The sequence below is a fragment of the Dietzia sp. ANT_WB102 genome, from assembly GCF_008369165.1.
Taxonomy (GTDB): Bacteria; Actinomycetota; Actinomycetes; order Mycobacteriales; family Mycobacteriaceae; genus Dietzia.
This window is the reverse complement of the sequence record NZ_VOBA01000001.1, coordinates 868,578-882,127: the sequence shown is the minus strand read 5'-3', so window position 1 is coordinate 882,127 and position 13,550 is coordinate 868,578. Positions and strand designations below refer to the sequence as shown.

The window sequence follows — 13,550 nt, the reverse complement described above, 5'->3', positions numbered from 1 at the left end:
ACCGTTCGGTCATGCGCCCGCTGAGCTGGATCCCCGTGTCGATCGTCACCGTGGTCCACCTGGTCGCGCTGATGACCGACGCGACGACCGCGGCCGCATCGACGCAGGTCCTGCTCATGCCCGCCCTCGCCCTGGTGTTGCTGGTTCTGCCACGCGCGGACCGCGGCCCCGCCTGGCCGTGGGCCTTGGGTGCGCTCGCCGGGAGCTGGGTCGGCGACTCGCTACCAAAGGTCGTGCCGGAGGATGCCCGGTTCCTGGCGATGGTCGCCGGCTTCGCCGTAGCGCAGGTCTTGTGGATTGTGGCGTTCACTCGCGTGGAGCGGGGCCGAGCACCGATGGCGTGGACCCTCTTGCTCGTCGTGGTCGCGGTCGCGCTGCTGGCGGTGACGGTGCCAGAGGCGGGGGCGCTCGCTCCAGCCGTCGTAGGTTACGGCCTGCTCCTGCTCGCAGTCGCGTGGCTCGCCGCCAGCCACGGCTGGGTCGGCGGGCTCGGCGGGGCACTTTTCGTGCTTTCCGACGGACTGATCGCCCTGGACGCCTTCCGGCCCGACCTCGTGGACTGGCCCGAGCGCGATCTAGTCGTGATGGCTACCTACGTCTCCGCGCAGGCGCTGTTCGTGGTGATCATCCTGCTCGCCAGGGCCCCGGACCGCCCAGCCGGGGGCTCATCGCTTCGCCGCGGGCGTGATCGTCTCACCAGGTGATGCGCTCCGGGCGGGCATCGGCGAGGATCTCATCGCGGTCGTCGGCCAGCAGAAAGCCTTCGGCGATCAGCCTGTCGGTGGCCTCCTCATAGGCCCGCAGGTACTCGTCGCGACCCGACCACCGCCGGCGCAACTGCTCCTCGGCCACCTCCTCCGTGCGACCGAGAAGCATGCAGAACGGCGCGGCCTGCGGATACGGGGCGCCGACCAACCTCTCAACGGGTGCCTCCACGGCCGGGGTCCGCACGCCACCGCGGCCGATGCCCAAGTCGCCGGTGGTCACCTCGCCGTCGTCGTCGATCTCGACCGGCGGTGCGGCAGGCGGTCGCGCCCCGCCGGCCACCCACGACAGCAGGTGCCGCAGCGCGGCCCGGACGACGAACACCTGCTGGCCACTGTTGATGGCGCCGCCGCAGTCGACCAACCCGGCGAGCTCGCCCAGCTGGTAGGCGTCGGCGTGCGCCTGGCCGGCGATCTCCCAGGTGACGATGGAGTCCGAATCGGGCTGACGCGAACGGGCCGAGTCGAGCAGTCCGCCGAGATCGCCCTCGGCCTGCACGACCATCACGGGGGTGTCGAGGTCGTCGCGCAGGAGCACGGTGGGCGAAGAGACGGCGGTGGCGATGCCAGCCGCGCGGCCGTGGTCATCGAACGGCAGCGCCCCGCCGCCGCGGCTGTGCAGCAGGAACCCGTCGAATACGCCCGCCAGCGGATGCACTCCGTTGATGTAGGAGGTCAGGGCGATGGCCGACTGCGACTCCCCGATCGCGATTACCGTATCCGGCGCGAGGCCGGCCAGCGGGCCGTCCCCCCAGGCGCCGCGACACGAGCGGCCTACCTGGGTGACGATGTCGTAGGCGTAGGCGTCGCCGGGATGGTGCAGGTCGCCGTAGCGCTGACGCCGTTGCGCGCGCAGGCCGCCGGTCTGGCCGCCCATCCCCACGGCCGCGTCGCCGCCCTCGACGCCGATGAACTGCGCCGACACACCGACCCACGCGTGGCCGGACCGGAGGATCTCGTCAGCGAGGTAGGTGTACTCCGGCGCCGCATCCTGGCCTCCACTGACGTTGAGCCACTCCACCAGCACCACGCCGCTGAACCGCTCAGGGCCGGGGCGCCGGACCAGCACGCGCGTGGCGAACGGCGCCGAGTCCGCCTGGGCCAGCGAGATACGACCATCGGTGGGCAGCTCGCCCACCGAGTAGGACACCGCCTCGCCGGACGCGGCCCACTCCGTCTCCGTGTACCCCGCCGATGCGAGGTCAGGGCCCTGGCGGGCAGTCATGGGCGGGGCGATCCGGCCCTCGGAGAGTTCGGTGAACATCGGAGTCATCACTGGCTGCATGGCTGCGATTCTCTCCCGATCGGCGCCGCAGCCGGACGCGTTTCGCCCACAGCTGCGTGGGCCGCTACCTGGGGGCGACGTCTTCCGCGGGCGCGGGTTCCCCACTGGTCGGTGAGGACGTCACCGTGCTGACACTGGTCGGCGCGGAGGTTGTCGCCGATGACGCGGAGAGGTCGGACGGCGTCGGGGTCGACGCCAGGGTCGGCGTCAAGGTCGGCGTCAAGGTCGGCGTCCTCGTACTGGTGCGAGCGGCCAGGGGCGCGGACGTGGGCGCGATCAACACGGGGGGCGTGCGCAGGGACGTGCTCGGGAGGTTGCGCAGAGGATTGCGCGGTAGCGTCCGAGGGGGCGCCCCAGCAAGCGTTCCGGGAGGCGTCGCTCTAGTAGATTCCCGGGGTTTGTGTTGCGCGCAGTCTCCGAGGTGCTTCTCCGCCATCCACGCCGGGGCTCCCCTGGCGATCGCGGCATCCGGACAGCTACCCAGGTGCATCGATACGTCCGTGACCCTGCGCCACCGGCCGTCCGAATACGCCACCCAGTACGGGTCGCCCGACAGACCGCTGGCCATGACCGCCCAGCCGGACCGACAGTCGATGATCCGCGCGCCGCTATCCGGGTAGGAGAGATCCGAGGTGATCACCGGGGCGTCGCACGCCGGACCCGACACCTCGAGAAGTCCGGTGATCTCCGGCGCGGACGACGGGGGGATGAGTTTCGACATCCGCGGCGATTCGGTGGAGGTTTGATACGCGGACATCCTCGTACTGGCCGACACTGGTGGATTGCGGTCGTCACCGTTACGCACGAATGCCACGACCAGACCGGTCGCGACCACAAGCACAACAGCGAGAGCCGCGAGTGCCGCGACCAACGATCTCGACTCCAGCGCGCGGGGAAGTCCGGTCATCATCCCACTCCCGCCAGGCTCAGCACACCGGGTGTGATGTGGTGGCAATCCTATTCAGAGTTGCCGAGCTGGTCAATATAAGCGAACCATCACGTTTGTGCCGCGGCGACTTCGGTGCCCCCGGCGATACGCGGCGGATCCCCTGCGCCCGGCAAGATCCTCGTCGTCATCCTCGCCGTCGTCGCCCCCCTCGGTACGGTGAGAGCCCGCACCCACTTCGCCGCGCCAGCCGCCCCTCAGGAGATTCCATGACGAGTCAGGACGCACCCACCCACGTGTTCGACGAGGCCGTTGCGTTGGAGCCGATCGGCGAGAACCTGGTCCGCGGCCGCACCCACGGGGCGTGGGCCAACATGGTCGGTCCGTTCGGCGGCATCACTGCGGCCACCATGCTGGGCGCGATCCTGCAGCACCCCGACAGGCACGGCGATCCGCTCGCGCTGACCCTCAACTACGCCGGGCCTGTCGCCGAGGGGGAGTTCGAGATCGAGGCCCGCCCCGCTCGCACCAACCGCTCCAACCAGCACTGGTGGGTGGAGATGCGCCAGGGCGGCGAGGTCGTCACCACCGCCACCGCGATCACCGGCATGCGCCGCGAGACGTGGTCGGAGACCGAGACCGCCCCGCCGGCCGTCTCCGCGCCGGAGGAAATCACCGCCGCGGCGTCGGACCGCGGGGTGCGGTGGGTGGACAACTACGACATGCGGTTCGTCACCGGCGGGTGGGACGCCGTGGACTCCGGTGAACCCCAACCGGAGTCGACGACGACGATGTGGATCCGCAACGCCCCGACCCGCGAACTCGACTATCTCGCACTCACAGCCCTGTGCGATTCGTTCTTCCCCCGCGCGTTCCTGCGGCTCGGTCGGCCAGTCCCGGCGGGGACGGTGACGTTGACCATCCACTTCCTGGCCACCGCTGACGAGATTGCCGCCCAGGGCACCGACTTCCTGCTCGGCAGCATCCACTCGCATCGGTTCCACGGCAACTACCACGACGAGGCCGCCCGCCTGTGGAGCCGCGACGGCATCCTGCTCGCCACCGGCACGCAGATGATGTACTTCAAACCCTGACCTCCGCCGTCCAAGAGGCGGGCGGCAGCACGAAATCGAGAGGTACCTGGCCGGGCTCCACATCCCGGTCACGGTGGTTGCGTCCTGCGTTCTTCCTCGAGAACCTGCCAAACATGGCCGGGCTGGGTGGCCGAGCCCCGCTAGTACCAATGCCGCTATGGCCGGGTGGAGGGCGTCGCTGTCGAGGCCTTCGCGCTCGGCGACGCCTCATTCCGAGACGACGCAGTTGGAGACGCCGTGGTCGGTGACGTCGCGGTCGGCGATGTCGTGGTGGCCGACGATGTCGGCGAGCTGGCCGAGGTGGACGGGCGGGACGTGACGCCCGCGGACGGCCGCGGCGACGACGAGGGCTGCGGCGCGGTCCGCGAGTTCGTCCGCGAGAGGGTTGTCCGCGGATTGAGCGACGCACAGGTGTCGAGGTGCTTGCGCGCCATCCACCCCGGCGCGCCCTTCGCGATGGCCTCGTCAGGGCAGGTGAGCTGGTACATCGAGACGTCGCGGACCGTCCGCCAGCGGCCGTCGCGGAACGCCACCCAGTACGGATCGCCCGAGTGCTCGCTCGCCATCACCGCCCATCCTCCGCCGCAGTCGATGACCCGCGAGCCACTGTCCGGGTAGCCAAGATCGGCGTTGATGGATCGGGCATCGCACGAGGCCGTGGCCTGGCGCGCGGTGGTGGTGGGCGTCGTCGTTGTCGCCGTGCGGCTGCGCGTCCGATCCGGGCGATCCACAGCCGTCGCGGAGATCGAGGTAATCGGTCCCGAGGCGACCCCGTCACCTGAGTAGTCGCCCGCGAGTCGGATCCCGATCGCCACCGAGCCTCCGATCACGACCGCAGCCACGGCAATGACCGCGGCCGCGATGGCGCCATTCGACGGACCCGACCGGCTCATGCCGCCACCTCACCGCTCCACTAGAGGGTGATGCCCGCAGGCAACGGGCCGATCGGGGTGGCGTCACCCTCGCCGGCGAACGGGTTCCACACGTAGACGGTGGACAGGTAGGTGGCGTTGGCGTTCGGCTCCCCGGCGGGCGGCTCCTGCTGGATGCGCAGCTCCACGTGGAAGTCACTGTGCTGCCCCAGCAGGACGCGCGGAGTGCTCCCGGGCTGCGTCGCGACCTGCGCACCGTGGTGGTACAGCAGGACCTTGGTGGGCGAGGAGCCGGTCCCTCCGCGGGTCTCGAGGAAGAGGAACCCGAGGTTGCCGCACAGATTGGCGGACTTGCCGACGGTCCAGCCCACCCCAGGGAACGGGCCGGGGGTCTGTTCGGCGACCCTCTGGACGTCGACCCCGCAGCCGGCCGGCGGGCCCATGAGCGAATCCGTGTTGACCGCGGTCGCGGCGGGGGCGCCCGCGGCGATGAGGCCGGCGGCGAACGCGGTGGCGGTGAGTGTCCTGGTGGTTCGGGACAAGGTGGTTCGGGACATGGTGTCCGTCCTTTCCGAACTTTCCGCAGAGGGCGTGCTGCCCTCGTAGGTGATATCTGACAGTCGGGCGACTGCGTTACCCACGACCCTCACGCAAGTGTGACGTGAGCCTCACTGGAATGGCCGATCTGGGTACGGTGGTGACAGTCGGCGGCCCACCCCCTCGCGCCCCCCGTTCGCCGACCGCCCAGGAGGTCTGCCATGTCCGCCACGCGCAACCACACCACCCACGAGGTCCTCAACCAGGCGCCGCCCCGGGTGGACGTGAACGAGTACGCCCTGAATCCGGCGCTGCAGGAGGCCGTGGCGGTCTTCTCGCCGCACGCGCAGGTCGAGCGGTTCCACGAGATCGGCCGCCACGTGGGCTCCGAGCAGTACCAACACGACGCTGAGCTGGCCAACACCTACACACCGGTGCACCGCGCGCACGACCGGTGGGGGAACCGAGTCGACGAGGTCGAGTTCCACCCGTCCTACCACCGAATCATGGAGTACTCGGTCTCCCACGGCCTGCACACCTCGGCTTGGGCCGACCCGGGCCCGGGGGCGAGTGTCGAGCGGGCCGTGGGGTTCATGCTGGTCTCGCAGATCGAGGCCGGTCACGGATGCCCACTGTCCATGACCCACGCCGTGGTCCCGTCGTTGCGGCTGAGCCCCGGGGTGGCCGCCGAGTGGGAGCCCGCTCTGCTGTCCCGCGTCTACGACCCCGACCTGCGCGATCCCGCCACCAAGTCGGGCGTACTGTTCGGGATGGCGATGACCGAGAAGCAGGGCGGCTCGGACGTCCGCGCCAACACCACCACCGCAGAGCCGCTGATGACAGGCGGCTCCAGCGGCGCGGGGGCCCACGTCCTGCGCGGCCATAAGTGGTTCTGCTCCGCCCCTCAGTCGGACGCCTTCCTCGTGCTGGCCCAGGCCCCTGAGGGGCTGAGCTGCTTCCTCGTCCCCCGCGTCCTGCCCGGGGGCGAGCGCAACCCGTTCCTCATCCAGCGACTGAAGGACAAACTGGGCAACAAGTCCAACGCGTCCTCCGAGGTCGAGTTCGACGGCACCCTCGGCTGGCTGGTCGGCGAGCCCGGCCGCGGTGTGCGGACGATCATCGAGATGGTCGGCCGTACCCGGCTGGACTGTGTGCTCGGAGCGGCGGCGGGGATGCGCCAGGGCGTCGCCGAGGCGGCGTGGCACGCCCGACACCGGGCTGCATTCGGCGCCGCGCTGGTGGATCAGCCGGCGATGGCTGCGGTGTTGGCAGACCTGCAGTTGGAGTCGGAGGCGGCGACGTGGACGGCGGCGCGGCTAGCGTCGGCGTACGACGACGAGGAGTTCGCCCCCTATCGACGACTGGCCACCGCGGTCGCCAAATACTGGGTCTGTAAGCGCGGCCCGAATCACGCCTACGAGTCGCTCGAATGCCTGGGCGGTAACGGATACACCGAGGAGTTCCCGCTCGCTCGCCGTTACCGCGAGCAGCCGGTGCTGGCCGTATGGGAGGGCTCGGGCAACGTCATTGCCCTGGACGTGCTGCGGGCGATGGCCCGCGAACCGGAGTCGGTGGCAGCGTTCGACGCCGAGCTGGCTGCGCAAATGGGCGGCCACGACCTGTACGACCGGCACGTTGAGCGGGTCCGCGGTCTGATCGGCCGTGCCGCCGCGGATTCGGCGGCGGCTCCGACGATCGCCCGCCGGCTGGTCGAGGCGATGGCGTTGGCTCAGCAGGGCGCGGTGCTGCTCGCTCACGCCCCTGCGCCGGTCGCCGAGGCGTTCTGTCTGGCCCGGCTCGGCGATGACCGCTCGGCCGAGTACGGGGCCCTACCCGACGGCGTGAACGTCGACGCACTGGTCGCCCGTGCCTGACCGCACGCGGTCAGGCCGATCCCGCCACCCCCGGCGAATCGCAGACACGATGACACGGCGATTACGAGAAACGACACCGTCAGTTTCGAAAATCCGCTGACATTTCATGAGTGGTGTCACACACTGGGGTCACCCGACAAAGAGGTGTCTAATGTCAATCCCTGGTGATCCACGCGAGAGGGTGTACCGGCCCGGCCCGGCCCCGCTTCGCGCCATGCTGCCGATCCTCGGCGGAACCCTCGAGTACGTCCACAGTCCGCTCGCGATGATGGCCCGGCGCTACCGCGATCACGGCCCGGTCTCTGACCTGACCTTCCTCGGGGCCAAGTGGACCGCGCTGATCGGCCCCGACGCGTGCCAGGCCGCGCTGCAGAACGGTGAGAAGGCGTTCGCCAACGGCCCCGGCTGGGGATACCTGGTGGGGCCGTTTTTCAATCGCGGACTGATGCTGCTGGACTTTGACGAGCACCGCCACTACCGGCGCCTCATGCAGGAGGCGTTCACCCGCCCCAGGCTCGAGGGGTACACGCGGACCCTCGCACCGCTCGTCGAGGCGGGGATCGCCGGCTGGTCCCCGGACCGGGCGTTCCAGATCTATCCCGCGCTCAAGTCGCACACGCTGGACCTGGCGACCGAGGTTTTCATGGGCGGCACCGAATACGCCGCCCCCGGTGAGATCGACCGGGTGAACACCGCATTCGTCGACTGCGTCCAGGCGGCGAACGGCTACATCCGATCCACCGCGCCCGTGCCGTTCACCAAATGGGGCCGGGCGACCCGTGGCCGGCGGCTGCTGGAGGATTTCCTCCGCCGCCACCTCCCCGCCCGGCGTGCAAACCCCGGGGAGGACCTGTTCTCGGCGCTGTGCCAGGTGGCGGACGCCTCCGGGGGGATCGACGACGACGACATCATCAACCAGATGATCTTCCTGCTCATGGCTGCGCACGACACCACCACCAGCACGGTGACGTCGATGGTCTACGAGCTCGGCCGGGATGTGGAGTGGCAGGACCGGCTCCGTCGCCAGTGCCTCGATCTCGGACCGAACCCCGGCCTGGCCCAAATCGAGGAGCTGTCGGACCTGGCGCTCGTGATGAAGGAGTCGCTGCGATTGCACCCGCCGGTCCCGGTGCTCGCACGCAAGACGGTCAAGGACACCGAGATCCTGGGGGTGGAGATCCCGGCCGGCCGACTCACCTCGGTGATGCCGCTGTACTCCCACCACATGCCCGAGTACTGGACGGACCCCGAGATCTTCGATCCGGAGCGCTTCTCGGAGGAGCGTCGCGAGGACAAGTCGCACCGCTTCGCCTGGGAGCCGTTCGGCGGCGGGGTGCACAAATGCCTCGGCATGATCTTCGCGAACCTCGAGTCCACACTCGTCCTCAGTGCGCTACTGCGCCACTTCGAGTGGACGGTCCCACTGGACTACGTCCCGCCCATGAAGAACGACTCCCTGCCCTATCCCTCGGACGGGCTGCCCGTCTCGCTTCGGCCGCTCGTCCGGTCCCGCTCCGTCTGAACCGCGCCTCGTCCGCCGAGTGGTCACAAACGTCGCATTCCAAGACCTGCCACTTGGGAGAACGTGAACGGATGTGACCACTCAGCGGAGGTTGCTGGGCGGCGCTGCGGCTAGCTGGGTGGGCGGAGGTTGCTGGGCGGCGGTGCGGCGCCGCGGTGCGCTGGAGTGGTGGCTAGGTATCGAGGGCGTTGATGACCTCGAGCTGGCCGTCGGAGTGCGAGGCACGGATCCGCTTCTTGTCCAGCTTGCCGACCGACGTCTTGGGGATCTCGTCGACAAAGGCGAAGCGCTCGGGCACCTGCCACTTGGCCATGCGCTCGGCCAGGTGGGCGCGCAGGTCCTCGACGTCGGGGTCGGGGATACCGTCCTTGACGACGATGGCAGCCAGCGGGCGCTCGTCCCACTTGGGATCCGGCACACCGATCACGGCGGCCTCAGCCACGGCCGGGTGCTCCAGCAGGTAGTTCTCCACCTCGACGGAGGAAATCCACTCGCCGCCGGACTTGATGATGTCCTTGGCGCGGTCGGTGAGCTGCAGGAAACCCTCGGGCAGCACGTAGCCGACATCCCCGGTGCGGAGCCAGCCGTCATCAAATGAGTCGGAAGATTCCACCTTGTAGTAGCTGCCGGTGATCCACGGGCCGCGCACCTGGAGTTCTCCGACCGATTCGCCGTCCCAGGGCAGTTCCTCACCGGCTTCGTCGACGATCCGCGCCTTGACGCCCGCGATGAACCGACCCTGGGTCTTTCGAAGTTCGAACTGCCTCTCCTCCGGCAGGGAGACCTTAGGCCGCGAGAGCGTGCCGATAGGGGAAGTCTCGGTCATGCCCCACGCGTGGACGATGTTGATCCCGTAGTTCTCCTTGAACTTGCGGATCAGCTCCGGGGGGCAAGAGCTGCCACCCACGACGACGGCGCGGAAGCTCGACATGTCGATGGGATGGCCGACCGAGTAGGCATCCACCGCCTGCCAGATGGTCGGCACCGCTGCGGCGAGGGTCGGCTTCTCGCTGGCGATCATCGCGGCGAGCGGCTCAGGCTGCAGGAAACGGTCCGGCATGAGCAACGACGCGCCCACCATGAACGCGGCATACGGCAGGCCCCACGACATCGCGTGGAACATCGGCACGATCGCCAGGACGTTGTCGTCGACCGAGATGTCCATGCCGTCGGACATGCACACCTGCATCGAGTGCAGGTAGATCGAGCGGTGCGAATACACGACCCCCTTGGGGTCGCCGGTGGTGCCCGAGGTGTAACACATCGCGGCGCCGGAATTCTCGTCCACCTCGGGCCAGTCGAACTCGGTCGGCTGCGCGGCCAGCAGAGCCTCGTAATCGTGGACCTGCATCCCCTCGGGAGCCTCGATCGTCGCCGCGGCGCCTCCGGTGACGATCACGTGCTCGACGGTGGAGAACCGAGGAAGGAGCGGCTGCAGCAGCGGCACCAGGGTCGGGTCGACGATGATGACCTTGTCCTCGGCGTGGTTGGCCACGAATTCGAGCTGGTCGGGGAACAGCCGGATGTTGAGCGGATGCAGCACGGCGCCCATCGACGGGATCGCCAGGTACGCCTCCATGTGCTCGGAGTTGTTCCACTGGAACGTGGCGACACGCTGATCACCGTCGATCCCCAGCGAGCGCAGGGCGTTGGCCAGCTGCGCGGCCCGCTTGCCCATATCTCCGAACGAGACCTTCCGCGGCTCGTCGCCTGTCCAGGTGGTGATGACCGCGTCCTTGTGGACGGTTGCACCGAATTCGAGGATCGTGCTGATGTTCAGCTGCTCCGGCATCATCGTGCTGCGCATGAGGGGTGCTCCTGTCGAGGTGTGTCGGCTGTCACGCTTTCGCCTGAGACTACCTGCTGTCAATGACGCTCCCGGGCGACTACCCGTCGAGGTCGTCGAAGACCTCCTGGACGGTCCTCATCGCCGACAGGGCCGCCGGCGCACCGCAGTACCCCGACGAGTGGATGACCGCCTCGGTGATCTCCTCCCGAGTCAGCCCGTTGGTCAGCCCCCCGCGCACGTGACCGGACAGCTCGGCCTCCGCACGCAGCGCCACGAGCATCCCGATGTTCAGCAGACTGCGGTCACGCCGACCGAGCCCGGGCCGGTTCCAGATGTTGCCCCAGACGTTCTCGGTGACCACGTGCTGGATCGCCTCCGACGCCGTCCCGGCCGCCCGGTCCATGGCCCGGTCGACGAAGGCGTCGCTCATCACCTCGCGCCTGGTCGAGAATCCCTGTGTCCGCAGATCTCCGGCCGAAGGCCCCTCACCCGCCGAGCTCGTCGTCGTCATCTGGTCGTCCTTCCCATGGGCGATACGGTCGGCGACCATTCTCCCCGACCGACACACCCACCGCCCGCGCGGCCGCAGGGACGCGGCAGGTCACCACTCGGTCTCGCTCCGGCCGAAAGAGCCCCGCAACCCACGCCACGAGAGCACCCTGTGAAGAGGTATCCGGCTCACGACAAGGCGGCCCCGCTCATGCGCTCGAGAAAAACCGGACGGATCGCACGCGCGGTCCTCGCACTGACACTCACGCCCGTCCTGGTAGCTACGGCCTGCTCGTCCGACCCCGGGGGCGCTGAGAAGGACGCGGTGAGCTCCTCGCCGCCGCCACCCGCTGTGCCGGACCCCGCCGCCCGTCCCGGTTCCCTCGACGGTCCACCACTCCCCGTCCAGGACGCCGCGCCCTGCGCACAGAACGGCGGCGGCACGCCGGTGGGAGGTCCCCGCGACGGGGACACGGGCCCCGCCGGCCCCATCGCCGACAACCCGGAGATCGCGACCGGGTACCGCACCGGCATGACCCCCGTGGCAACCGCGTCGTACTCGGTGTCCACGGCGCACCCCCTGTCCACGCTGGCCGCGTGCGAAGTGCTCGCCGACGGGGGCACCGCCGCCGACGCGCTCGTCACCGCCCAGGCCGTGTTGGGGCTGGTCGAACCGCAGTCTTCCGGCCTCGGCGGCGGCGGGTTCCTCGTCTATTACGACCGGGACACCCGGCAGCTCGAGACCTACGACGGCCGCGAGACCGCTCCTGCGGCCGCCACCGCCGACTACCTCCGCCACATCTCCCCCGAGGACACCACCGAACCGCAGCCCGACGCCCGCCGCAGTGGCCGGTCCATCGGCGTGCCCGGAATCCTCCGCTTGCTCGAAATGGCCCACCGCGACCACGGCAACCGCGAGTGGCGCCAGCTTTTCGATCCGGCCGTGACGCTGGCCGACAACGGATTCGACATCAGCCCCCGCCTGGCGGAATCGATCGCGGCGTCCGCCGAGGACCTGGCCCGGGACCCCGACACCGCCGCCTACTTCCTCGACGGCGGGGCCGGCAAGACCGCCGGGACGCGGCTCACCAACCCCGCCTACGCCAAGACACTCACGGCGGTGGCCACCGAGGGCGCCGACGCGTTCTACACCGGCGCGATCGCGGAGGCCATCGTCGAGCAGGTCAGCACGCAGCGCGAAGGCATCACGCCGGGCGCGATGACACTCGACGACCTGGCCGGCTACCAGGCGATCACCCGCGACCCCGTGTGCAGCCCCTACCGGGACCACGCCGTGTGCGGAATGGGACCGCCCTCATCCGGCGGCACCACGGTCGATGCCACCATGACGATGCTGGCGGACAAGGACCTCGCCGCGTACCCACCGGTCGACGTCAACGCCGACGGGGGCCTGCCGTCGCCCGAGGCCGTCCACCTGGTGACCGAGGCCGAACGGCTCGCCTACGCCGATCGCGACGTCTACATCGCCGACCCCCGCTTCGTGCCGCCTCCCCTCGGTTCTCCCCTGACCCTGCTGCGGCCGGGCTACCTGGCCGGGCGGGCCGAACTCATCGACCCCGACCGCTCCATGGGCGAGGCCGAACCAGGTGACTTCGCGTTTGACTCCCGCGGCGTGTTCACCGGGCCCGAGCACGGCACCAGCCACATCAGCATCGTCGACGCCAATGGCGACGCCGCCGCGCTCACCACCACGGTGGAGTCTGCATTCGGCTCCTTCCAGATGGTCGACGGTTTCCTGCTCAACAACCAACTCACCGACTTCGCCGCCGAACCGCGCGACGAGGCAGGAGAACTGCAGGCCAACCGGGTCCAACCCGGCAAGCGGCCGCGCTCGTCCATGGCGCCGACGCTGGTCTTCGACGGGTCGCCCCTCAACCGTGGCGAACTGCGGGCCGTGGTGGGCTCGCCCGGCGGGTCGCGGATCATCCAGTTCGTGGTCAAGACGCTCGTCGGAATGTTCGACTGGGGGCTGGACCCGCAGCAGGCCGTGGGCGCTCCGTCCTTCGGGGCGTCGAACTCTCCCGAGACCGCGGTGGGCGGCGAGCACCCTGCCGTGGCCGGTGACGCCGCCGCGCTGACGGGCCGCCTGACCGAACTCGGTCACAAGGTCTCCACCGAGGACCAGTCCTCCGGACTCTCAGCGATCCTGCGTCAGAGCGACGGCACCCTCGTGGGCGGCGCTGATCCGCGGCGCGAGGGGGTGGTCCTGGGCGGGTGAGGCTCAGACCGGGGGCACGGGGCCCGGCGGACGGTTCCGCTGCGGGCCCGCCGCTCGGCTACCCTCAGGTGGTCCGGCTCCCGCGCCGGACACCCGTGGTACGCGGTGGAAGTCGGTGAGAATCCGGCGCTGTCCCGCAACTGTGATCCCACCTCGAGCGGGCAAGCCAGGTCGGCCGGTACTGCGGCGCCGTACGAAC

Annotated in this window: 12 protein-coding genes and 1 riboswitch; of the genes, 8 read left to right on the top strand and 4 right to left on the bottom strand. The window is 69.7% G+C overall.

All coding sequences use genetic code 11. The features are described 5' to 3' along the window. Positions 1–11: 11 nt before the first annotated feature. A complete protein-coding gene (locus tag FQ137_RS03980; RefSeq protein WP_149291237.1) occupies positions 12–704 on the top strand; it encodes a lysoplasmalogenase family protein in 693 nt (230 codons plus the stop codon). Here FQ137_RS03980 and FQ137_RS03975 read toward each other — a convergent pair. After that, on the bottom strand, positions 694–2,049 hold the full coding sequence (locus FQ137_RS03975; protein ID WP_149291236.1) for an alpha/beta hydrolase domain-containing protein: 1,356 nt from the start codon (positions 2,047–2,049) through the stop codon (positions 694–696). The two genes, FQ137_RS03980 and FQ137_RS03975, sit on opposite strands and share 11 nt — an antisense overlap. A 125-nt stretch (positions 2,050–2,174) precedes the next feature. Here FQ137_RS03975 and FQ137_RS03970 point away from each other — a divergent pair, with 125 nt between their 5' ends. The 4 genes from FQ137_RS03970 to FQ137_RS15315 all read left to right on the top strand — a co-directional run bounded on the left by FQ137_RS03970 (position 2,175) and on the right by FQ137_RS15315 (position 4,815). Then, complete coding sequence (locus FQ137_RS03970; protein WP_149291235.1) at positions 2,175–2,669, top strand: hypothetical protein; 495 nt, start codon at positions 2,175–2,177, stop codon at positions 2,667–2,669. A 535-nt stretch (positions 2,670–3,204) separates the two neighbouring features. After that, positions 3,205–4,029 carry an acyl-CoA thioesterase II gene (locus FQ137_RS03965; protein WP_149291234.1) on the top strand — a complete coding sequence of 275 codons (825 nt, stop codon included), beginning with the start codon at positions 3,205–3,207 and terminating at the stop codon, positions 4,027–4,029. Between the two features lie 165 nt (positions 4,030–4,194). Next, positions 4,195–4,647, top strand: coding sequence for a hypothetical protein (locus tag FQ137_RS03960; RefSeq protein ID WP_149291233.1), 453 nt, complete (start codon positions 4,195–4,197; stop codon positions 4,645–4,647). A 15-nt stretch (positions 4,648–4,662) separates the two neighbouring features. Then, on the top strand, positions 4,663–4,815 hold the full coding sequence (locus FQ137_RS15315; RefSeq protein WP_188064763.1) for a hypothetical protein: 153 nt from the start codon (positions 4,663–4,665) through the stop codon (positions 4,813–4,815). Between the two features lie 127 nt (positions 4,816–4,942). Here FQ137_RS15315 and FQ137_RS03955 read toward each other — a convergent pair whose 3' ends face one another. Further along, a complete protein-coding gene (locus tag FQ137_RS03955) occupies positions 4,943–5,458 on the bottom strand; it encodes a hypothetical protein (protein ID WP_149291232.1) in 516 nt (171 codons plus the stop codon). Between the two features lie 201 nt (positions 5,459–5,659). On the opposite strand from FQ137_RS03955, the gene FQ137_RS03950 reads away from it, so the two are divergent. After that, positions 5,660–7,312, top strand: a complete 1,653-nt coding sequence (locus FQ137_RS03950) for an acyl-CoA dehydrogenase family protein (protein ID WP_149291231.1) — start codon at positions 5,660–5,662, stop codon at positions 7,310–7,312. Positions 7,313–7,463: 151 nt separating this feature from the next. Then, the gene (locus FQ137_RS03945) at positions 7,464–8,834 is read left to right on the top strand and encodes a cytochrome P450 (protein ID WP_149291230.1); all 1,371 of its coding nucleotides are present in this window, start codon (positions 7,464–7,466) and stop codon (positions 8,832–8,834) included. Between the two features lie 172 nt (positions 8,835–9,006). Here FQ137_RS03945 and FQ137_RS03940 read toward each other — a convergent pair whose 3' ends face one another. Next, on the bottom strand, positions 9,007–10,641 hold the full coding sequence (locus FQ137_RS03940; RefSeq protein WP_149291229.1) for a long-chain fatty acid--CoA ligase: 1,635 nt from the start codon (positions 10,639–10,641) through the stop codon (positions 9,007–9,009). Between the two features lie 79 nt (positions 10,642–10,720). Continuing rightward, positions 10,721–11,134, bottom strand: coding sequence for a carboxymuconolactone decarboxylase family protein (locus tag FQ137_RS03935; protein WP_149291228.1), 414 nt, complete (start codon positions 11,132–11,134; stop codon positions 10,721–10,723). Between the two features lie 189 nt (positions 11,135–11,323). On the opposite strand from FQ137_RS03935, the gene ggt reads away from it, so the two are divergent. After that, positions 11,324–13,351, top strand: a complete 2,028-nt coding sequence (gene ggt, locus FQ137_RS03930; RefSeq protein ID WP_149291227.1) for a gamma-glutamyltransferase — start codon at positions 11,324–11,326, stop codon at positions 13,349–13,351. A 58-nt stretch (positions 13,352–13,409) separates the two neighbouring features. Next, a riboswitch (cobalamin riboswitch) is annotated at positions 13,410–13,545 on the top strand. Positions 13,546–13,550 lie beyond the last annotated feature (5 nt).

Coding starts and splice junctions, on each gene's coding strand:
- FQ137_RS03980 (WP_149291237.1), top strand. CDS start 12: ATGCGCCCGCTGAGCTGGATCCCCGTGTCGATCGTCACCGTGGTCCAC.
- FQ137_RS03975 (WP_149291236.1), bottom strand. CDS start 2,049: ATGCAGCCAGTGATGACTCCGATGTTCACCGAACTCTCCGAGGGCCGG.
- FQ137_RS03965 (WP_149291234.1), top strand. CDS start 3,205: ATGACGAGTCAGGACGCACCCACCCACGTGTTCGACGAGGCCGTTGCG.
- FQ137_RS15315 (WP_188064763.1), top strand. CDS start 4,663: ATGGATCGGGCATCGCACGAGGCCGTGGCCTGGCGCGCGGTGGTGGTG.
- FQ137_RS03955 (WP_149291232.1), bottom strand. CDS start 5,458: ATGTCCCGAACCACCTTGTCCCGAACCACCAGGACACTCACCGCCACC.
- FQ137_RS03950 (WP_149291231.1), top strand. CDS start 5,660: ATGTCCGCCACGCGCAACCACACCACCCACGAGGTCCTCAACCAGGCG.
- FQ137_RS03945 (WP_149291230.1), top strand. CDS start 7,464: ATGTCAATCCCTGGTGATCCACGCGAGAGGGTGTACCGGCCCGGCCCG.
- FQ137_RS03940 (WP_149291229.1), bottom strand. CDS start 10,641: ATGCGCAGCACGATGATGCCGGAGCAGCTGAACATCAGCACGATCCTC.
- FQ137_RS03935 (WP_149291228.1), bottom strand. CDS start 11,134: ATGACGACGACGAGCTCGGCGGGTGAGGGGCCTTCGGCCGGAGATCTG.
- ggt (WP_149291227.1), top strand. CDS start 11,324: ATGCGCTCGAGAAAAACCGGACGGATCGCACGCGCGGTCCTCGCACTG.